This window comes from Kaistella sp. (genome assembly GCF_041824135.1).
Classification (GTDB): Bacteria; Bacteroidota; Bacteroidia; order Flavobacteriales; family Weeksellaceae; genus Kaistella.
In genome coordinates this window covers 55,644-76,009 of the sequence record NZ_JBGZYM010000031.1, presented here as the reverse complement: position 1 = coordinate 76,009, position 20,366 = coordinate 55,644, and the positions used below count along the sequence as shown (strand labels likewise).

Annotated in this window: 25 protein-coding genes; 12 read left to right on the top strand and 13 right to left on the bottom strand. The window is 37.0% G+C overall.

Features of this window, described 5'->3' with window-relative positions; genetic code table 11:
• The first annotated feature begins 17 nt into the window (after window positions 1-17).
• The 7 genes from ACEYOS_RS03690 (at window position 18) to ACEYOS_RS03660 (ending at window position 5,642) form a co-directional block, all read left to right on the top strand.
• Window positions 18-884 (top strand): TraB/GumN family protein, encoded by an 867-nt coding sequence (locus ACEYOS_RS03690; protein WP_373710138.1) that lies wholly within the window; start codon window positions 18-20, stop codon window positions 882-884.
• Between the two features lie 11 nt (window positions 885-895).
• Window positions 896-1,399 (top strand): RNA polymerase sigma factor, encoded by a 504-nt coding sequence (locus ACEYOS_RS03685; protein ID WP_373710137.1) that lies wholly within the window; start codon window positions 896-898, stop codon window positions 1,397-1,399.
• Window positions 1,389-2,018 (top strand): hypothetical protein, encoded by a 630-nt coding sequence (locus ACEYOS_RS03680; RefSeq protein WP_373710136.1) that lies wholly within the window; start codon window positions 1,389-1,391, stop codon window positions 2,016-2,018. Before ACEYOS_RS03685 ends, ACEYOS_RS03680 begins: the two co-directional genes overlap by 11 nt.
• A gap of 389 nt (window positions 2,019-2,407) precedes the next feature.
• Window positions 2,408-2,680 carry a TM2 domain-containing protein gene (locus ACEYOS_RS03675; RefSeq protein WP_373710135.1) on the top strand — a complete coding sequence of 91 codons (273 nt, stop codon included), beginning with the start codon at window positions 2,408-2,410 and terminating at the stop codon, window positions 2,678-2,680.
• A gap of 259 nt (window positions 2,681-2,939) precedes the next feature.
• Window positions 2,940-3,254: an HPF/RaiA family ribosome-associated protein gene (locus ACEYOS_RS03670; protein WP_373710134.1), complete on the top strand. Its 315-nt coding sequence runs from the start codon at window positions 2,940-2,942 to the stop codon at window positions 3,252-3,254.
• A 253-nt stretch (window positions 3,255-3,507) separates the two neighbouring features.
• Window positions 3,508-4,962, top strand: coding sequence for an FAD-dependent oxidoreductase (locus tag ACEYOS_RS03665; RefSeq protein WP_373710133.1), 1,455 nt, complete (start codon window positions 3,508-3,510; stop codon window positions 4,960-4,962).
• A 62-nt stretch (window positions 4,963-5,024) separates the two neighbouring features.
• Window positions 5,025-5,642, top strand: a complete 618-nt coding sequence (locus tag ACEYOS_RS03660; protein WP_373710132.1) for a hypothetical protein — start codon at window positions 5,025-5,027, stop codon at window positions 5,640-5,642.
• Between the two features lie 125 nt (window positions 5,643-5,767).
• Here the strand turns inward: ACEYOS_RS03660 and ACEYOS_RS03655 are convergent, their stop codons facing one another.
• The 7 genes from ACEYOS_RS03655 to ACEYOS_RS03625 all read right to left on the bottom strand — a co-directional run bounded on the left by ACEYOS_RS03655 (window position 5,768) and on the right by ACEYOS_RS03625 (window position 12,421).
• Entirely contained in the window at window positions 5,768-6,214 is a 447-nt protein-coding gene (locus tag ACEYOS_RS03655; RefSeq protein ID WP_373710131.1) for a KTSC domain-containing protein, read from the bottom strand.
• A 398-nt stretch (window positions 6,215-6,612) separates the two neighbouring features.
• A complete protein-coding gene (locus tag ACEYOS_RS03650) occupies window positions 6,613-7,344 on the bottom strand; it encodes a sterol desaturase family protein (RefSeq protein WP_373710130.1) in 732 nt (243 codons plus the stop codon).
• An 82-nt stretch (window positions 7,345-7,426) separates the two neighbouring features.
• Window positions 7,427-8,350, bottom strand: a complete 924-nt coding sequence (locus tag ACEYOS_RS03645) for a mechanosensitive ion channel family protein (protein ID WP_373710129.1) — start codon at window positions 8,348-8,350, stop codon at window positions 7,427-7,429.
• Window positions 8,351-8,496: 146 nt separating this feature from the next.
• Window positions 8,497-9,657, bottom strand: a complete 1,161-nt coding sequence (locus tag ACEYOS_RS03640; RefSeq protein ID WP_373710128.1) for a metal ABC transporter permease — start codon at window positions 9,655-9,657, stop codon at window positions 8,497-8,499.
• Window positions 9,650-10,774, bottom strand: a complete 1,125-nt coding sequence (locus ACEYOS_RS03635; protein ID WP_373710127.1) for a metal ABC transporter permease — start codon at window positions 10,772-10,774, stop codon at window positions 9,650-9,652. Before ACEYOS_RS03635 ends, ACEYOS_RS03640 begins: the two co-directional genes overlap by 8 nt.
• Window position 10,775: 1 nt before the next feature.
• Complete coding sequence (locus tag ACEYOS_RS03630; protein WP_373710126.1) at window positions 10,776-11,510, bottom strand: metal ABC transporter ATP-binding protein; 735 nt, start codon at window positions 11,508-11,510, stop codon at window positions 10,776-10,778.
• Window positions 11,510-12,421, bottom strand: a complete 912-nt coding sequence (locus tag ACEYOS_RS03625) for a metal ABC transporter solute-binding protein, Zn/Mn family (protein ID WP_373710125.1) — start codon at window positions 12,419-12,421, stop codon at window positions 11,510-11,512. The genes ACEYOS_RS03630 and ACEYOS_RS03625 overlap by 1 nt, the downstream gene beginning before the upstream one ends.
• Window positions 12,422-12,612: 191 nt before the next feature.
• On the opposite strand from ACEYOS_RS03625, the gene ACEYOS_RS03620 reads away from it, so the two are divergent.
• Both ACEYOS_RS03620 and ACEYOS_RS03615 read left to right on the top strand, forming a co-directional pair.
• Window positions 12,613-13,176 (top strand): YeeE/YedE family protein, encoded by a 564-nt coding sequence (locus tag ACEYOS_RS03620; protein ID WP_373710124.1) that lies wholly within the window; start codon window positions 12,613-12,615, stop codon window positions 13,174-13,176.
• Window positions 13,173-13,586: a DUF6691 family protein gene (locus tag ACEYOS_RS03615; protein ID WP_373710123.1), complete on the top strand. Its 414-nt coding sequence runs from the start codon at window positions 13,173-13,175 to the stop codon at window positions 13,584-13,586. Before ACEYOS_RS03620 ends, ACEYOS_RS03615 begins: the two co-directional genes overlap by 4 nt.
• Window positions 13,587-13,674: 88 nt before the next feature.
• Here the strand turns inward: ACEYOS_RS03615 and ACEYOS_RS03610 are convergent, their stop codons facing one another.
• The 3 genes from ACEYOS_RS03610 to ACEYOS_RS03600 form a co-directional block, all read right to left on the bottom strand.
• Entirely contained in the window at window positions 13,675-14,013 is a 339-nt protein-coding gene (locus tag ACEYOS_RS03610; protein WP_373710122.1) for a hypothetical protein, read from the bottom strand.
• A 109-nt stretch (window positions 14,014-14,122) separates the two neighbouring features.
• Window positions 14,123-14,773 carry a hypothetical protein gene (locus ACEYOS_RS03605; protein ID WP_373710121.1) on the bottom strand — a complete coding sequence of 217 codons (651 nt, stop codon included), beginning with the start codon at window positions 14,771-14,773 and terminating at the stop codon, window positions 14,123-14,125.
• A gap of 16 nt (window positions 14,774-14,789) precedes the next feature.
• The gene (locus ACEYOS_RS03600; protein ID WP_373739293.1) at window positions 14,790-15,110 is read right to left on the bottom strand and encodes a hypothetical protein; all 321 of its coding nucleotides are present in this window, start codon (window positions 15,108-15,110) and stop codon (window positions 14,790-14,792) included.
• 226 nt (window positions 15,111-15,336) lie between these two features.
• Here ACEYOS_RS03600 and tyrS point away from each other — a divergent pair, with 226 nt between their 5' ends.
• The 3 genes from tyrS (at window position 15,337) to ACEYOS_RS03585 (ending at window position 17,966) form a co-directional block, all read left to right on the top strand.
• A complete protein-coding gene (gene tyrS, locus ACEYOS_RS03595; RefSeq protein ID WP_373710119.1) occupies window positions 15,337-16,632 on the top strand; it encodes a tyrosine--tRNA ligase in 1,296 nt (431 codons plus the stop codon).
• Between the two features lie 105 nt (window positions 16,633-16,737).
• Window positions 16,738-17,493 (top strand): acyl-CoA desaturase, encoded by a 756-nt coding sequence (locus tag ACEYOS_RS03590; protein ID WP_373710118.1) that lies wholly within the window; start codon window positions 16,738-16,740, stop codon window positions 17,491-17,493.
• Window positions 17,494-17,672: 179 nt separating this feature from the next.
• On the top strand, window positions 17,673-17,966 hold the full coding sequence (locus tag ACEYOS_RS03585) for a hypothetical protein (protein WP_373710117.1): 294 nt from the start codon (window positions 17,673-17,675) through the stop codon (window positions 17,964-17,966).
• Between the two features lie 80 nt (window positions 17,967-18,046).
• On the opposite strand, the gene folK is transcribed toward ACEYOS_RS03585, so the two are convergent.
• The 3 genes from folK to ACEYOS_RS03570 all read right to left on the bottom strand — a co-directional run bounded on the left by folK (window position 18,047) and on the right by ACEYOS_RS03570 (window position 20,321).
• Window positions 18,047-18,814, bottom strand: coding sequence for a 2-amino-4-hydroxy-6-hydroxymethyldihydropteridine diphosphokinase (folK, locus tag ACEYOS_RS03580; protein WP_373710116.1), 768 nt, complete (start codon window positions 18,812-18,814; stop codon window positions 18,047-18,049).
• A 43-nt stretch (window positions 18,815-18,857) separates the two neighbouring features.
• The gene (locus tag ACEYOS_RS03575) at window positions 18,858-19,577 is read right to left on the bottom strand and encodes an SDR family oxidoreductase (RefSeq protein WP_373710115.1); all 720 of its coding nucleotides are present in this window, start codon (window positions 19,575-19,577) and stop codon (window positions 18,858-18,860) included.
• 75 nt (window positions 19,578-19,652) lie between these two features.
• Window positions 19,653-20,321: a flavodoxin reductase gene (locus tag ACEYOS_RS03570; protein ID WP_373710114.1), complete on the bottom strand. Its 669-nt coding sequence runs from the start codon at window positions 20,319-20,321 to the stop codon at window positions 19,653-19,655.
• Window positions 20,322-20,366: the final 45 nt, after the last annotated feature.

The window sequence follows — 20,366 nt, the reverse complement described above, 5'->3', positions numbered from 1 at the left end:
TCTTTAAAACAAATAAAATGAAACATTTAAAAACGATCATCGCCGTTGTTCTTTTTGCAGCAACTTTTAATTTCTCATCTGCGCAGAAAAAAGAAACCCTCGAAAATTCAACTTTATGGAAAATTGAACATGCCGATCTACAACAACCTTCTTATCTATTAGGAACTTTACATATCCTGTGTGCAACAGACTTTGCAATTCCAAAAAAGGTCATAGAAACTTTAGAAAAAGTAGATGCCTTGGTTTTGGAAGTTAACTTAGCAGATCCGCAGGAAATCAAATTAATGCAGGAATCAATGAGCCAATCAAAAAAGATCTCAGAAGAGCTTTCTCCAAAACAGTATCAGCAACTGGATCAACTGGTCAATAAGGTAATGGGCGCTCCGTTGGTTAACTTTGATTCTTACGGACTATCGATTTTGCAATTCTTAATGATAAGTAAAATGTTGCCTTGTACCGATTTTAAATATTACGAGATGGAACTCCTTGCCTCAGCAACGAAAGGTAAAAAAGAAATATTCAGTTTAGAAAAAGCTGCAGACCAAATTGAAACGATGAGAAAGGCTTATCCGACCGCTTTCGCTCTTGATCAACTGATGCTGTTTGATTCTTATAAAAAGGATTTTAATGAAGCGATTCAAAAGTATAAAAAAGAAGATATTGAAACGACCGTAGATTTAATTACCAAAGATAAGTACATGGATGAAAACGCCACCCAATATATGCAAGTCGATAGAAACAAAGACTGGCTGGAAAAAATGCCTCAAATGATGAAAGAAAGAAGCAATCTATTTGCAGTTGGTGCCGCACATTTAACCGACGATTACGGACTGATCCATCTTTTAAGACAAAAAGGATACACTGTTACGCCAGTTACTCATTAGAAATTGATTTCATGAAATTAACGGAACCAGAATTTTTAGCACTCATCACCGAACACAAAGGGATTCTTTATAAAGTCTCCAGGATGTACTTCGATCAGTTGGAGGATCAGCAGGATTTCTTTCAGGAAATCATTTTGCAACTCTGGAAATCATTAGAATCATTTAAAGGAAACAGTCAGTTTTCTTCCTGGATGTACCGAGTGGCTTTAAACACGGCGATCGTCTTCTTCAAAAAAGAAAAAAGGAAACCCGACAGCTATACTTCGATCAATATTGATCCGGTCGCTTACGACGGTTACAATGATGAAAAAGACCAGCAACTCGTTCATTTTTACAAAGCCGTGCAGGAATTAAATAAAATTGAAAAAGCTTTAATCCTCCAGTTTATAGAAGGTTTTTCCGGAAAAGAGATCGCTGAAAACTTAGGTCTTTCTGAAGTCAATGTTCGCGTAAAGACCAACAGAACAAAAATTAAATTACAGGAAATTATAAAAAATCAAGGATATGAATTTTGATAATCTAAAACAAAAAATGGACGCTGAAAACATGGATAACACTCAGATTCCTACAAACATAAAAGATCTTAAAACCAGCAATATGCCGATTGAAAAAGTACGAAAAAGAATGATCACTGAGATTATCGTCCAGTTGGTCTGCATCATTTTATTTTTTATTTTTCCAAGTTATATTACAATGAATCCCTTAGCAAAAGGCGTTTATTACATTATGATGTTTGTAATTGCACTGATCACTTTCGGCTACTTATCAAAAATGGTTTGGTTTCTAAATAAGACGAGCAAGCTTTCGGGAGACAGTAAAGAAACCGTAGTAGGATTTATATATGATCTAAAATTAACTTTAGAAGTATACAAAACAGCCGGTATTGCGGGAAGTCTTTTACTACCTTTCCCTATGATTGCACTTGCTATGGGACATGCGACTAAGCATGAAACCCTTTTCAATAATCTTATATCATTAAATTTTACACCAATACAGATCCTTACTATCGCGCCTGGATACCTTGTCTTCGCCCTGATCGTTTATTTCGTCACGCAATCCTGGTCGAATTCTCTCTATGTAAAACCAATCAAGGAGTTAGAGAAAACATTACAGGAGTTCGAAGTCGAAAATTAAAATAGTAAGCATTGTTTACAACAATAGCGATTTGGATCTAACCTGAATCGCTTTTGCATTTCCCTTTATCTTGAATAAAAAAATTTGTTAGTTTTCAAGTATTCTATTTTTTATTTGGGCGCCTATTTACATCCGAATTTATACTGAGCCTGCCGAAGGACTCCCACTTTTTTATGGGTAGCTTCGACTCCGCTCAGCCACCAATAAAAAAGAGTTCCGTTCAGGTTGGGGCGTGAGATTTTCGCACCAAACAAGATTCTTTTTAAAACGGAAGCTTCAGTATAATGGAAATCATAAATTTATTGCTAAAAACCCGAAGTTTACGTACTTTTGACAGAGGATCGAATATGCTCATCTATACTTTCAGAAAACCAATCTAAACCAAATCTATGAACAAACATTACTTAATGTCCAAAATGAAATCATCTGGAATCGCCTACTTGTGCTGGTTTTTTGTAGGTTGCCATTATGCCTATTTAGGAAGATGGGGTTTGCAAATTTTATTTTGGATCACAGCGGGCGGATTAGGAGTCTGGTATTTCCTGGATCTATTTCTTATTCCGGGTAAAGTGAACCGGCACAATCAAAGAATTGCCGATCAAATTCAAGACCTCGAATTAAGAGAGGAACAAAATAAATACGGTCGACTGAAAACATTTTAAACTTCTTCATGTTAAAAAAAATAACTAAAGTTGGCACCCTTAGAAAATGCCGGTTTAAAAAGCAATACTGAACATAATTTATATTATAAAGAATTCCAAAAGTTCAGCTGCTAAAAATCCTATGGTATGTTAATCACAACGCAGATTGTGTTAATCTGATGTTAAACTGATCAATTATTTGTTTCAATTTCGGAGTATCTCTTATCTTTAAGAAACGGTACAAAACAATTACCGACTCAACATTTAAAATAATTTTTTTATGGAAATATTAATCAATACCGACAATAATATTTCTGCAAGTGCAGAAATGAGATCTTACCTGACAGCCGATTTAGAAGCTTCATTTGAAAGATTCGCCGAACATTTAACCCGACTGGAAGTGAAAATAAGCGATGAAAACGGAAATAAGGAAGGTGATAAAGACAAAAAATGTGTACTCGAAGCACGCCTTAGAGGTATGCAACCATTAGCAGTTACAGGTCACGGAAATTCAATCGATCAGGCATTGGCTGAAGCTTCTTCAAAAATGAAAACTTCCCTTGACACGACGATGGGGAAATTAAGAAGTTATTAGAACAAACTCGACCTTCATATTATTAAAGACGCTTTTTTTAGAGCGTCTTTTTTATTTTTCTCATTACCGTTTACTACAGTCCAACCTCTCCAGGCTGAATCAAGATCACTTTAAAAAATAGTGCGCATAATTCGTAATCTAAACATTTTTTAAAAATAATTCTCTTTCCGTACCTTTGAAAACTGTGGTCAGCTATTAAAAATAAGTCTGTAAAAATAGGACCCATTAGAAGATCGGCAATTTTATAATGAAGATGGAAAAAGAAAAAACCACTTGGACTTTCTGTCCCGACTGTCAGGGTCTCGGCAAACAAAAACGCAGAATCAAAAAGAGTTTGCGACTTCGTTACCAGTCAGAGTTGGAAGCCTTCGAAAAATCTGATGGTGAAGGCGAAGCTCCGGTTCGACCAGTAGCGCAACTCTATATTTGTCCGACCTGTTCGGGTTCTGGATTAATTCCTGCTGAGAATACACCGATTCCCGATGTTGAAAATTATCCACACGTTGCCATTATTGGTGCTGGAATTGGCGGCGTTGCTTTGGCGATAGCTTGTCTGCATCGTGGAATTCCTTTTACGCTTTATGAACGTGATAATAGTTTTGATGAACGCTCCCAAGGTTACGGCTTGACTTTGCAACAAGCCAGTAAAGCCATTGAAGGTTTTGGAATTTTAAAGTTAAAAAAAGGGGTAGTTTCCACCCGACATTTGGTTCATACACCCGACGGAAAAGTCGTTGGCGAATGGGGAATGCGTAAATGGTTGGAAACAGAAACCGATGCGAAAAGTTCATCAAAGAAAACCAATATTCATATCGCCCGACAAGCTTTGCGTCTGGCTTTACTGGAACAACTTGGCGGAAATGAAGCGGTTAAATGGGGACATCAACTTCTGGATTTTAAAGAAAATACAGAGTACGGAATTGACCTCAATTTTCAAGTTGGTGGAACAATAAAAACTGTCCATGCAGATCTTATCGTTGGTGCAGATGGAATCCGCAGTGCTGTTCGGAACTTATTAATTGGCGAGGAAATTTCGCCTTTACGCTATTTGGGTTGTATTGTCATTCTCGGCATTTGTCCTTTGTCTGCACTTCAAAATATTGAAAGTGATTTACTGGATTCGGCCACCGTATTTCAAACTGCCAATGGTAATGAGCGAATCTACATCATGCCTTTTGATTCACAATCGGTGATGTGGCAATTGAGTTTCCCAATGTCAGAAGATGAAGCCAAAGACTTGAGTGCGAAAGGAACGAAAGCTTTGAAAAAAGAAGCGATTCGCAGAACGCTATGGCATAATCCGATTCCACAGATTTTAGCCGCAACTCAGGAAGCACAGATTTCGGGTTATCCTGTTTACGATCGCGCCCTACTCGCTTCAGAATTATTAGAAAAATTTGGACCTGCAACATTGCTTGGCGATGCAGCGCATCCGATGAGTCCGTTTAAAGGTCAGGGTGCCAATCAAGCTTTGCTGGATGCCCTTTCTTTAGCTCGTGAGATTTTCAAAAATTGCAAACGTCCATCTCACTGGCGCACTGCTGGACTTAGAGAAAGCGTCTTAACAACATTTGAAAAAGAAATGATCATCCGCAGTTCCACGAAAGTCGAAGATTCCGCCGCCGCTGCGGAGTTTTTACATTCAGAAATTGCACTTTATGAAGGTGATGAGCCGAGAGGAAGGGTTTTGAAGAGGAAGAATTTATAGTAATTCGGTATCTTTGATGTACTTGATTACAACTAAAACCATTGACAATAACTTAAAATCCAATGAAAAAAACCATATTTATCCTTTGTTGCTTAGTCGTAAACATTCTATTAGCTCAAACTGAAAAAGGCAGCCAGTTTATCAATTTAGACCCACTCAAAGAAAACGAATTATACAGCTTGCAAAACAACGGTTGGGCGGTAGTAAAAACCACTGAGGATCAATTTTATCTAGCCAATTTTTCAAACAAAGAATATGTTCTTCACCTTTCTCTAACGTGTAAAGATCCTAGTCGGAAACCAAAATATTTAATAGAATACAATAATAATTACGGTGACAAGGCATGGGGCGGACTCGACTTTGCGTCTTCTCAAGTAGATAATGGTAAAAAAGTACAATTTGAAATCGATCAAAAAAACATTGAAAATCCTTTTCAAAAAAATACAACTACCGCTTTTGAAAATTTCAAAGCTGCGTTGAAAAAAAGCAAAAACCTTAGTCTAAAATTTTACAATGAGGAATTTAACCCCGAAACTGGAAAAGACGAACCTCGCTTAAATCGTGAGATTATTTTCAAGTTAGAGAATAGTCATTTACTGGATGTTCCCACGGAATGTGGAGAAGATGAAGAAGACACCACCGAAGTCCCAACAACAATAGTTGTTGAAGCTGCTGAATAAATTTAATTTTAAAATTTCATGCTGAGTTTGTTTAAACATCTCATAATAAAAATAAAGAATTCTCTACAACAAAAAAACACAATCTCCTGCGAAATTGTGCTTTTCAATTTTTAAAAGACAGGAAATTAATCCGCCATTGCTTCACCGTCTTTTCTGTAAATGTAATTGCCATAAATATGACGTCTGGCAAAACGACTTGGCGAATCTGAATTGACCATTTTAATATATGTATTTCTTGGAACACCGATGTATTCGAACATTTTCCCATTCAAATGCTGAACTTTCAAAATAGATTTCTCTAAATAAAAATCCTGGATATTCGATTTTGAAATGGTTTCTGTATATTCTTCTTTGTACTTTTCCTGCGTCTCTGGATTAATGCTCACCAAAAAATGGTAGGCTTCAATGACAGATTTGCTTTTCTCTTCGGCATCTAATTTTCCCTCTTCATCATTCACAAATTTATCAGGATGCGCATCTTTCATCGTGTTCCGGTAAATTGTTTTTAAATCTTTTAATGTCGCGGTTTTGTCAACCCCAAGAAGCTTTCTGTGTTCCCCTACTCTTTTCATATACAAATATTTTCTGATTTCGAAAGGTCTTCTGTAATCATCACCATTATCGATATTTGATAATAGTCAGTCAACTACTTACACCTTTTTTGCGGGTGCAAAATTAGTGAATTAAATTTTAATCACACCATGCAAACGATACTGATTTTGAGGAATTTAAAGATGAAAATTTTGGAGATTCCAAATTTCGTTTATTGAGACCTGATGACAGTGTTTTTAACAAAATCCCGATAGACATCGGTACGCCAAATTTATCCAATACGCTTTTAAATAAAGCATAAAGGTGCTACGTTCAGCAAAGGAGAATTCACATCACCTCCTTTCTAAGGCAGCATTCTCCAACTTTTATAAAATTGATAAAGCAAAAAATATTTGTTGACTTTTGTGGTTGAAAACAACTAATCGCCCATCTTTCGGCTTTCCGTACCCATCCATTTATCCCAAAAAGTAAAGTACAAACCGTAATTGGTATTGAATTCTTTGTGATGATAATGATGATGTGTTGCGTCGATCCACAGTTTTCCGAATGTGCTTTTGCGAAAAGATTCTGGATACACTTCGATATCCAAATGATTGATCATACTGCTGAACGTCATTAAAATCAGGTAACACAGCAAAACATAGATATTAACAGGAACTACCATTAAAATAATGGGAACAATTAAAGCTTCAATAATACTTTCCCACGGATGAAAGGAAAAGGCAGTCCACGGCGTGGTGCTCAAACTTTGATGGTGAACCTTGTGAACGACTTTATAGATCTTCGGGAAATGCATCGCGCGATGAATCCAGTAGTAATAAGTTTCATGCAACAACAGAACAATCAGCAGACTCAAGGGCAGATACCAATATCCGTATTGAGAAGCATCCAGATAAACAGCAGTGAAATCATTTAAATAAAGCCAGTAAGTAACAGCGCCAAAAAAGGCGAAAATCGCCGATGAAACAACGCTCCAATAAATCTCCTTTTTGACCTGTTCCTTTTTTAAAGGTCTTTGACTCAATAATTTTTTGTCGGTTTTGTTATTTTTCACCTTAGAATAGTAGGCATAGAAAAAACCCGCAGTCGTAAAATAACGAATCAGCAGAATCGCAAAGAAAACCAATACATAACCAATAAAATATCCCATTTCTGAATTGACGGTGTGATAAATTTAAATAACTGAATTTAGGTCAAAGCTAATGAATTTCCACTGTTCTTAAAAATGAAATTTAGCGCAGAACACCTTCGGGAAACTGAACTTTATCGGGTGCATCATTTATTAGCGGTAAAGCATATTTTAAAATCCGATTTCTACGTCCGGTCGTGTCAGAGGGCTCTACCGGATACGAAACTACGGCCTCCATCCAGGCGTAAATATTATTTCTGAAATAAACCGCAGGCTCCCATTGCGCATGTTTTTTCATATCGTATTTTGGATATTGCGCCGCGAAATCTTTTCGTGCTGCTTCTAATAAACAATCTTCCACAAATTGAAGATCACTCGTAAATGCAATCTGAATAGCAGTTTCATTCCAGATAAAAGGAATTTGTGGTCCTGAATAATTGATGATCTCTTCACGTAAAATCAAGCTGTTCGGAAAACGAATGGTTCGTCCGCTTCGTCTGTCATTTCCCAGATAATCACCACTACACTCTAGAATAGAAGTATCTAAATAATTAATTTCAATCACATCTCCGCGAAAACCTTTGATTTGAATACGATCGCCTACCAAATAAGAACGGCGCAAAATCAAATAGATCCAGGCGATAAAAGAGGAAATGGGTGCTTGCAAAGCAAAACCTAAAACCAAAGAGATCAAACCAAAACTTACGGCCGCAGCATATAAATTTTGAAACAAAAAAGAAGCTCCGACAATCAAACTAAAAACTATTGCCAAAAATCGCACAATTCGAAGAAGATTGTATCGGTCGCCTTCAAGATGATTTTGACTATTGATTAACCGTTCAATCAGTTTGCTGATCAGGAAAATAATGGATATCAGAAACAAACTTAAACTGAGTTTCCGAACGAAAGGAATGTAACTACTCCAAGATTCAAATAAAGGCAGATTGATGAGATAGTAAATGGCGATAAGCACTACTGCGACGGAGCCGTAGATGATCACCCATTTTTTATTATGTTGGTTTTCCATAGAATGTATTCAAATTTTAAAATAAAAAGGGAAATTGAAACCTCGTTGAGACTTTAAAGTTAAAAAAATATATGAAAAATATAGACCTGCGACAAATCTATAGGCCAATTAATCATTGAAACGTTTTAGAAAGATAGAAAAAGCCGCTATCCTCTGAATAAAAAGAAATCGTTTTTCATATCCTCAATTTGCGAATCTTCATTGGTGATGATGTAGTCAATTGCTCTGGTTGTGAAATCATTTCCTTTTTCAGTTAGAGAAACAATGCCATGTTGGATGGTAAAGAGATTATTTTTCAATCCTAAATTCAGAACAGTTTTGCTGCGAACTTTTTGCCAGTTAATATGTTCGTTGAGATGATTCACATGTCGTTCTTTTACTTCATGATGATTTTTAAGATGCAGAATAAAAGTGATCAACGACACTTCGATCCGCTGTTGTTTTTCCCGATAAAGCACGGCAAATAATCCTTTGCTTGGCGCAAATAAATACACCACTAAAAATACTAGACCTAACATGGTTGCAATACTTCCGGCAATAGACGCATCTAAATAATTAGCCGCCCAATAACCTGCAACCGTGCTGAAAACTCCGAAGAAGCAAGCCAATATAATCATTTTCGTAAGGTTCGTGGTCAGCAAATAAGCAGATGCTGCCGGAGCAATCATCAACGCCACGACCAGAATTGCACCTACGGCATCAAAAGCTCCAACCGTTGTAACCGACGCCACACTCATCAAACCATAATGAATGATCGCTGGAGAAAAACCCAGAGAAGTGGCTAGTCCCGCATCGAAAGTACTCAATTTCAATTCTTTATAAAAAGCCAACAAGAGGGCAATTGTTATCAGTAGAATAATCCCGATGACCCACATTGATTTCGGACCGAGATCCATTCCGTCATAATACAAACGGTCAAAAGGCGTAAAAGCCAATTCGCCCAAAAGGACCGCATCAATATCCAAATGAACATCGTTGGCATATTTAGCGATCATAATAACACCGATACTGAAGAGTGCGGGAAATACCAAACCGATGGCGGTATCTTCTTTGACCAGTTTGGTCTGCTGAATTTTCTCGACCATTACGACCGTGAGTACTCCAGTTAAAGCGGCTAATAAAATCAGTAAAGGTGAATTTAAATCCTGAGTAATAAAAAACCCGATCACCAATCCAGGTAAAATAGAATGACTGATAGCATCACTAATCATGGCCATTTTTCGAAGCACCAAAAAGGTCCCGGGAATGGCGCAGGCAATCGCAACTAAACTCGCGATGATCTGTATTTCTAATTGAGCACTACTCATCATTCAGGTTTTGATTATACATATTGGTGGCAGCTTCAACGCCTGCTGGAGTCAAACTCCACATATTTCCATGCAGCGTCACATAGTTTTTACTGACGAGCTGCCGAAGTCCTTTTCGGCTGTATCCTTGAAAATTATTCAGAATTTTGATTGCGTGCGGATGCGAACTGTCTTCGTGATCTTCAATAATATGATACATAAAGGCGAGCGTCTTTTGAAATTCTAAATCGTTTCTGTTTTTGATCAACCTGATTTGTTTGAATAAAAGTCCGCGCGATGGTGAAAAAATAAAGGAGAATAAAACAAAAACCGAGGCGACTAAAACAATCACTGGTCCGGTTGATAAATTATTTTGAGTGGAACTGATGGCGGTACCAAAAACCCCAGCACTTGCTCCTAAGATGGCGGCGAGAAAAACCATTAATCCTAAACTGTTCGTCCATTGTCTGGCTGCAGCTGCAGGTGCTAAAAGCATCGCGGACATCAAAACTACGCCGACTGTTTGTAAGCCGAGAACGATCGCTAGAACAATAAAACTTGTTATTAAAAGATCAATGAATCTGGTATTAAATCCCAGAGTTTGCGCGTAGTCTTTATCAAAAAGTAAAATTTTAAATTCCTTCCAGAATAATAAGAGAACGATTAAACATAAACCGGTGACAATACTCATTAACCAAACATCGCTTTCTACCAAAGTAGCAGCTTGTCCAAAAAGATATTTATCTAAGCCGGCTTGATTGGCGTTGGGTTGTTTCTGAATAAAAGTCAACAGCAACATCCCGAATCCGAAGAAAACGGAAAGAATTAATCCTAACGCAGTATCTGATTTCAAATGGGTTTTGGTAGTAATTCCACGAATCCACAACGTACCGATAAGTCCACTTATTAAGGCTCCAATTAAAAGGACATTGCTGTCTTTGGAACCTGTAATTAGAAAAGCTATGGCAATTCCTGGCAAGGCTGCATGAGAAATCGCATCACCCAGTAAACTTTGTTTTCGCAACACCGCAAAACTCCCCAACATTCCGGTAACTCCGCCCAAAACAGCAGTTCCCAAAGTAATGGTTCGCAACGTGTAATCGCTAAAAACGAGTTTGATGTATTCTACTATATCCATCTTATTTCTGAATACTTACTTTGTAATTAATGCCGTAGGTCTTAGTCAGATTATCATCATTAAAAATATCTTTTACAGGACCGGTCGCAATTTTCTTCACGTTTAGAAAAGTGACCCAATCGAAATATTCAGGCACCGTTTGCAGATCGTGATGCACTACTACAACGGTCTTATTGGCTTTCCTGAGTTCTTTTAAAATATTGATGATCGCTACTTCAGTTGTTGCATCAACCCCTTGAAAAGGTTCATCCATAAAATAAATTTCAGCATCCTGCACCAAGGCACGCGCTAAAAATATCCGCTGTTGTTGTCCACCAGAAAGCTGGCTGATCTGTCGGTCTTTAAAAGAAAGCATTCCTACTTTTTCTAAAGCTTCCAAGGCTTGTTTTTTTTCTCTTTCTCTGGGGCGCTTTATCCAACCTAAATTACCGTAGGTTCCCATCATAACAACATCAACAGCGGTGGTAGGAAAATCCCAATCTACGCTTCCTTTTTGCGGAACGTAGGCGACCTTTTTTCGTTGGGAATCGTAGGGTTGATCAAATATAGTTACACTTCCGGCGATGGGTTTTAAAATTCCTAAAATGGCTTTAATTAAAGTCGATTTTCCGGCACCATTTGGTCCCACAATCGCCATCAACACGCCTTCTGGAATCTGCAGATCGATATCCCACAAAACGGGTTTGTAATTATAAGCGACCGTAAGATCATCTACTTTAACTGCTATTTTTTCCATTATTTGAGGGCGCTAACGATGGTGTGAACATTAAATTTAAACATGCCGATATAAGTTCCTTCTGGAGTATCTGGATTTCCTAAAGCATCAGAAAATAAAGTTCCGCCAATGACCACGTCGTGATTTTTTGAATTTACCGCAGCTTGCAACGCTTCCACTGTTCGTCTCGGAACAGAACTTTCGATGAAGACAGCTTTTACTTTATGATCGATAATATACGCAGCAGTTTTCTGAACATCCTGCACGCCTGCTTCGGTTGCCGTGGATAATCCTTGCAAACCAACAACGTCAAATTGATACGCTTTTCCAAAATAATTAAAAGCGTCGTGCGCCGTAACCAATCGTCGTTGATCTTCGGGCAGTGCTGCGATTTCCGCCTCGATGTCCAGTTGTAAAGTTTCTAGCTTTTGTAGATATAACTTTGCATTTGTTTCGAAAAACTGTTTGTGTTCGGGCATTGCTGTCGACAGCTGTTTCTCTACAAAGACCGTTATTAGTTTCCAGTTATTAACATCAAACCAGATATGAGGATCATAATTCGAAGCAAATAAAGTAGAACCGATCAAATCTTTTTTATCCAAAGCATCAGAAACTGCTACTGTATTTATATTTTGCTTTTTCATTTTTTCAAAAACTTCTACCAGTTTACCTTCTAAATGAAGACCACTGTATAAGATCATATCAGCATTGGATAGTTTCGAAACGTCGCCTTCACTGGCTTTGTAAAGATGTGGATCAACGCCGGCTCCCATCAAACCTTCCACCACCACTTTGTCACCTCCGATATTTATAACCAGATCTGTAATCATGGAAGTCGTTGTTACAATATGGAATTTTTCATCTTTGGGTTTGGTCTCTTTGCAGCCAATCAGGAAAACGCTTAAAAAAGCGATGAGTATAAATTGTTTCATTAATCTAACATTTGCTGCTAAGGTATAAAAAAAAGCTGGTTTACAATTCATAAAGATAATCAAAGCCAATATATTATAGATAAAAACACGAAAATAATTCAACGCTAAACGAATCGAAATTCAGTATTACGACCAATATTTATTGGGGTTGACCGCTCTGTGTTAAAGTCTTATATTTGCCGCAAAAAAAAATGGACTTCATTTATGAACCATGGCCTTGGTATATTGCCGGACCAATGATTGCCTTAACGATGTTTTTACTTCTCTACATGGGAAAGCATTTTGGAATGTCTTCGAATTTAAGAACGATTTGTTCGATCGGCGGCGCGGGAAAGATATCTTCATTCTTTCAATTTGACTGGAAAAAAGAACGTTGGAATTTGATTGTGATTGTCGGCGCAATCATCGGTGGCTTCCTCGCTTCGAAATATATGTCGAATAATGAAGTGAATATCAATCCAGAAATTGCCACTCAACTTTCTGAAGAATACGGAATTAAAAGTGCTAACACCGCTTATCTGCCTACTGAAATTTTTAACACGGAAAATTTATCCAATCCTTTTACGCTGGGAATTTTAATTCTGGGTGGTTTCTTAGTCGGTTTCGGAGCAAGATATGCGGGCGGCTGCACATCCGGTCATGCCATTTCGGGCTTGAGTAATTTACAAGTTCCTTCATTGATCGCAGTGGTTGGTTTTTTCATCGGTGGTTTAGTGATGATCCATTTATTATATCCATCTATATTCGGTTTATGAAATTTTTAAAATTTTTAATAGTAGGTATATTTTTCGGAATTGTGATGTACAAATCAGAAGCTGCCTCGTGGTTTCGAATTTACGAGATGTTTCATTTTGCCTCTTTTCACATGTACGGAATTATCGGATCTGCCGTAATGATAGGAGTAATTGGTGTTCAAATTATTAAAAGAAGAGATTTGAAAACAGTCGAAAATAAAGAGATGCATTTAAAACCAAAGCATCCAGGGATTTATAGATATCTAATTGGAGGTATCATTTTCGGTTTAGGTTGGGCCTTGACTGGGGCATGTCCGGGACCGATGTTTGTGCTGGCTGGAGCTGGTTTTTATTCCATTTTAGTAGTTATTGCAGGATCAATTTTAGGAACTTTAGCTTATGGAATTTTACATAAAAAACTTCCACATTGATCAATATAAAATGTCAATTGTTAACAGACAACTAATTATTAGAACCTTAAAGATTTAAAAAAGAATAGTTAAATCGTTAATTTACCTTTTAATATTTTCCAAGAATATTGGCTTTACGGATAAATTTCAAGCTTTTCTCGGTATCGGTTGTGGTTACTAAACTAATTCCGACATATAGAATAAATGAAATTGAAATCCCAATGATCGCTTGTTTTGCTGACGCTATTTCCCAAGCAACAGGCAGATCTGCACCCAAAGCAACCGTCAGATTATAAGTGGAAAAAAGCAATCCAAAAATCATGGAAACAAAAGCGGCTTTTGAAGTTCCCCGCGCCCAGAAAAACCCTACGACTAACGGCACAAATGCTCCACTCGTCAGGAAATCTGAGGCGATCCACGAAATGGTCAATACCGATTGAATTTTCAAGCCATCACCAAAGCAATTGCTGCGGTAAGAAACGTGGCAATTCTCGCCACTGTCACGCTGCGTTTTGGACTTGTATTTTTATTTATATATTTCTGATAAACATCTACGGTTAAGATAAAGCGCCCGTATTGATCAGTGAATCCATGGTCGACATAATTGCCGAACATAATCCCACAAACAAAACAGCGCTCAAAATCGGACTTCTCAATTTACTGATTAGATCTGGGATAATTCCGTTTTCCGGAACTGTTTCATATAAAACAGAACTGAACATTCCGGTATAAGTCACCATTAAATAAAGTGGAATAAAAGCCAGGAAACTCATCAGCATCATCTTTTTTGCGTCAGATCCTTTTTTCGCTGCCGAAATGCGCTGCCAAATATTGGCCTGAATCATCCATGAAGTTCCAAAAGTAATAACATACGCCAAGTTATCTGCGACATTAGAGAAGAAGGAAGTATAGCCTTCTTTTGCTTTTACCACTGCGGTCATCTTTACTGCATCAAGGCCGCCAGATTGAGAATACGTAAAATAAAATAAGAAAATTGCGGTAAAAAGAAAAAATACAAACTGTAAAAGATCCGTCAGCACTACTCCTTTGAACCCACCAAAAAGGGAATACGTCAAGACGATCACTGTTCCTAAAATAGCACCATTTGCATATCCGATATCAAAGAAAGCGTGAAAAAACCGACCAATTACGATGACCTGAACCGCAGATGCGATCACCATAAAAATAATAATGAATATCGTTAACATCAATGCAACCTTATCATTAAAGATACATGAGTGCTGTGGCGATCAAAACAGGAACTCCGTAAATCCAAAAAGAACTTAATCCATTTTTATGAGCGTGATCCACCAGATCGATGGCGGATCCTCCTCCCCACCAGGAAGCGATAAAGGTGATCGCAAGCAACCACGCCGGCAATTTTCTAGAAGCCAAAAAGTAATCCTCGCTGCTGTCGTTTTTACTATTCCAGATTCCAATGGCAATAATTGCAATGACATACACGAGCAACAAAATGATGGTAATGGTAGTTCTTGGCATAATGGCTGAATAAGATTTTAAAATCTGCAATAATAACTCTTTCAATTGGATTTCAGAAAACGACTGCAAGTTATCAATGACTTTTTCACCGTTGATGATTTACATCTTTGCGTTTAGTGACCAATATATTTAAAACTATCGCGCCTTAATTTCAATATTACTTTCAGAAAAGTGAAGGTATAAATCCTTTCCTTCAAGGATTATTTCACCACCTCGTTTTAACTTCTTTCCACTAAAAATCCTACCTTTGCCTCTTAAAATTTTTAAGATAATGAACGCTTTTATTGAAGAACTGAAATGGCGCGGGCTTTTTGCCGACATGATGCCAGGAACCGAAGAACAACTGAATAAGGAAATGACCACGGCGTATATAGGCTTTGATCCAACCGCAGATTCGTTGCATATCGGAAGTTTAATCCCTATCAAAGTTCTGGCGCATTATCAGCAACACGGTCATAAACCAATCGCTTTAGTCGGTGGCGCTACGGGAATGATTGGTGATCCATCGGGAAAATCTAATGAGCGAAATGCTTTAGATGAAGATACCTTGAACCATTACGTAGATTGTTTGAAGGGTCAATTGTCTAAGTTTTTAAATTTCGACGGAACGGAGACCAATAACGCAGAACTCGTCAACAATTACGATTGGATGAAAGAAATTTCTTTCCTGGAATTCATTCGTGATATTGGTAAGAATCTTACAGTAAATTATATGATGGCCAAAGAGTCGGTGAAGAAAAGAATCACGGGCGAAGGCGGCGCAGAAGGAATGAGCTTTACAGAATTCTCTTATCAACTGTTGCAAGGATATGATTTCCTTCATTTGTACAAAGAGAAAAATGTAAGACTCCAAATGGGTGGTTCTGATCAGTGGGGAAACATCACGACTGGAACAGAATTGATTCGCCGTAAGGTGCAGGGAGAAGCTTTTGCTTTAACCGTTCCCTTAATCACCAAAGCCGATGGTTCTAAATTCGGAAAATCTGAAGCGGGTGAAAATTACTGGCTCGATCCGAAAAGAACATCACCTTATAAATTCTACCAATTCTGGGTGAATGCTACAGACGCGGATGCTGAACGTTTTATAAAATTCTATACTTTTTTAAGCAAAGAAGAAATCGATGCTTTAATTGAAGATCATAAAGTGGCTCCACACGAAAGAAAACTTCAAAAGAAATTAGCAGAAGAAGTTACGGTTTGGGTTCATAGCCAAGAAGAATTTGAGAAAGCGGTGAAAGCTTCTGAGATATTATTCGGTCGGTCAACAGCTGAAGATTTGGTGAGTTTGGATGAAGCTACTTTTCTGGAAGTTTTTGAAGGAGTTCCGCAAATGGAGATTTCAAAATCTGAAGTGCTTGGAACTAACATAATCGATTTAATCTCTGAGAAATCTGGGTTTCTAAAATCAAAAGGAGAAGCCAAAAGAGAATTAACCGGAAATGCAATTTCCATCAACAAAGAAAAAGTAAGTGAAACTTTCGAAGTGGCTGAAAAAGATTTAATCGATGGTAAATTCCTTTTATTACAAAAAGGGAAAAAGAATTATTTCATCGTGAAAGCAATTTAAAAATAACTGACATTCATCATTATTAACAAAGTATTATGAGAGCCGGAGCATTTCCGGCTTTTATTTTTAAGCTTTTCATTGTATCTTTGTGAAATAATATATACTATGGTTATCATCCTATTTATCATAGTCCTTTGGTATTCTGGGCTATTTTTTCAAACATTTTTCCTGCACCGATATGCAGCACACCAATCTTTTAAAATGTCAAAATTTGGAGAGAAATTGTGTTACGTTCTAACTTGGATTACGCAGGGTTCTAATTACCTTTCTGCTTACGGGTATGGCGTTATGCACAGAATGCACCACGCTTATGCTGATACTGAAAAAGATCCGCATTCTCCGAAATACGACGACAATTTGTTCACCATGATGTGGCGTACTAAAAAAATATATGCTGACATCAACAGTCAGAAAGCGATTATTGAAGAGAAATTCACCAAGAATGTACCTCAATGGGCAGCTTTTGACAAGTTCGCGAGTTCTTGGGGTTCAAGATTAGCTTGGGGGATCGCTTATACGGCATTCTTTTATTTCTTCGCAACCGCTTGGTGGCAGTGGCTTTTATTACCAGTTGCTTACATGATGGCGCCAATTCACGGCGTAATTATTAACTGGTTTGCCCACATTTATGGCTATACAAACTTTAAAGTTTCTGATACTTCTAAAAACTTATTGAGATTCGATTGGTTAATGATGGGTGAAGCGTATCACAACAATCACCACAAACATGGCGGAAGAGCCAACTTTGGTGGCGTAAGATGGCATGAAATGGATGTCACTTATCAGATCATGATTTTGTTAGACAAAATGAAGTTGATTAAACTGAATCCAGTCGCAGTAGTTGTTAAAAGAGAACATTAAAATATAAATCGTCTCGTCATTTTTTTGACGGGACTTTTTTTTTGTGCCTCCTTCATTTTCGTAACGAAAAATTTTCATGCCCGCATTCACGTTAAACTTTAGTTAATGTTTTTATTACCGATCTCGTGGCTTAATTTATGCGCCACTGTTTCAATAAACAATCATTAAATATTCAAATTATGAAAACTAAATTGTTATCCGTTGCCGCAGTGATCTTACTTTCAATTGGAGTTTCTGCCCAAGAAAAAAATACCGTTAAACAAGAAATAAAAAAAGATGCAAATGCAGTAGAAAACGGCGTAAAAGACGGTGCAGAATGGACTGCCACCACTGCGAAAAAAGGAGTGAAAGCTACGAAGAAAGGCGTGAAAAAGAGTACCAAGTGGACGAAAAAAGCCGTAAAAAATACAGGTAAAGCCGTAGATGAAGGTTATAAAGACACCAAAGATTACGTGCGAAAAGAAACGAAGTAATTTTTCGGAAATATATTTATAAAAAAAATTCAACCTTTAATTTTGGTTGAATTTTTTTTGAACTTTAAACGAAGAACATATTATTTTTGAACCTGAATTTCTGGTTGTAGTTGCTGAATAAAGTCGATCAGGAAAGGCAATTCCTCGATATCTTGATCGGTGATAAATCCGTTGTAAGTAAGGACATCCAAATCGATTTCGCGCGGCGCATTTTTGTTGTCAGTTCTCACTCTTCCTAATAAAGCTTCCGTTTGTTTCAAATGCATTTTCAATTCTGACAGACTTTTTTTCGTATGTAAAAGAACGGCTCCATTTAAAAACTCCGGTTGCTCTTCAAACTTCAAAGGCTCTGTTTTAATAAAAGAGGTACGCTGCATAATGAATCCAAATTGCTGCAGATGACCTAAAGCTTTTGAAAAATTCTCTTCTGAATCAATATTAGAACCCATTGCGATAATCGCCGCATTATAACGGTCTTTCCCATCAATTTCAACGAGTACATTATCTGCAAAACGCAAGGCATGCGGTTTTTCAACCCTCACTGTAATTTCCTGTATCGCTGAATCAGCAATTTGGATATGATTGTAAATTTTATTAGCCAAAGCTTCGATGAGGTGAAAGCTTTGCTGGTCCACAAAATCAATAATTCCTTTGGTGATTTTTTTATAATCTACAGCATATTGTACATCGTCGCTTTTCGACGCCATGGCAGTATCATATTTAAAGGAAAAGGAAATAATGACGTCCTGCAATTTTTCAGTTTCCCAGTCGATGAAACCAATGAAGGAACGAAGGCGTAGATTTTCTACCCTGACAATTGATAATTTAGGATTATAGGTTGAGCCCATATTTTTTTTCTATTTGATGTTTGTTTTTGTTTTATTTAAATTCTTAAACTAAATGTTCTCCACCGTCAATATATAAGATCTGTCCGGTGAAAAATTGACTGTCTAAAATAAACTGAACGGCTTTTAAGATCTCTTCTAAATTCCCTATCGTTTTGAGTGGAATATTTTTAGCTAAATCCCATAAATAACTTTCATCTTTCCCTGGAGGAGGAAGAATCAAACCTGGTCCAATTCCATTAACCCTGATATTTGGAGCTAATTCTACCGCAGAAATTTTGGTGAAGTCTTTCAATAATTTTTTACTCAAAATATAATCTAGGTGGACCGTCTTATTTTTTTCAACTTTAGTATCAACGAAGTTAATGATATTTCCTTTCCCATAAACCTTCGCAAATGCTTTGGTTAGAAGATACGGAATTTTAAAATTAATGGTCATTTCTTTGTCATACAATTCGCTTCCCTCATCTTTAAAATTAGATGGAATAAAATCTGAAGCGCAGTTAACCAAAATTTCTATAATGATTTTCTTCTTTTTTAAATCTGTAAAAATTTGATCAAAATTATTTTCTTTCAAAAAATTGATCTGCAACAATTCTACCTTGATATCGCTATAAATGGATTCTATTTCGTCTTTTAATTTTTGAGCTTTGTCTTTAGAAGAGTTATAATGTAAAACTAAATTATAATCCTGCTTCGCAAGATGAACTGCGACTGCTTTTCCGATTCTGTCGGCGCTGCCGGTTACTAAGGCATAATTTTTCATAATTATTTTTTGGGCTAAATAATGCTCAAGTTAAAGGGTCTAACTTGAGCACATTAAATATTTTAAATACTGATTTTAAAAACTTTCTTTCACGATGAAATCTTCGGCAATTCCTAATGAAGCTAAATGACCTTCAACAGCTTCCATCATTGGTGGTGGTCCGCAGAGATAATAATACTTTAGATTTTCTTCAGAATATTTTTTAATTATTTCTGGTGAAATGTATCCATGTTCGTATCCATCCAAATCTTCATTTGACAACACATTGATGAAGTCTTTATCAAGGATAGCATCGAAATAATCTTCTAATATAATATCAGCTTTTCCTTTATTAGCAAAAATTAATTTATTTCCTTCGAGTTTATTTTGCTTTTGTAAATTTTTTAAAATAGCAATAAATGGGGTCACTCCGGCTCCACCTGCTATAAAAATTCCTTGTCCTTTAAAATAAATATCACCGAATGAATCATAAATGATGACCTCATCTCCTGGCTGTGCAGAAAGCAATTCGTTGGTCATCCCGTGATGTTCTGGATAAGTCTTTATGGTAAATTCGATATGGTCATCTTCCGGCAATGAAGTGAAAGTAAAACAATTTTTCTTTTCATTCCAGTCCGGCTTGTTGAGCGCAATATCTGCAGCTTGACCTGGAATATAAGTCAGACCTTCTGGCTTATTGAGAACGACTCGCAAAACATCGTGGGTCAGATGCTCTATTGATTTTATTTTAGTTATTGTTGCCATAATCACTAATTTGTAGTCATAAATGTACGACTAAAAAATTCTGAA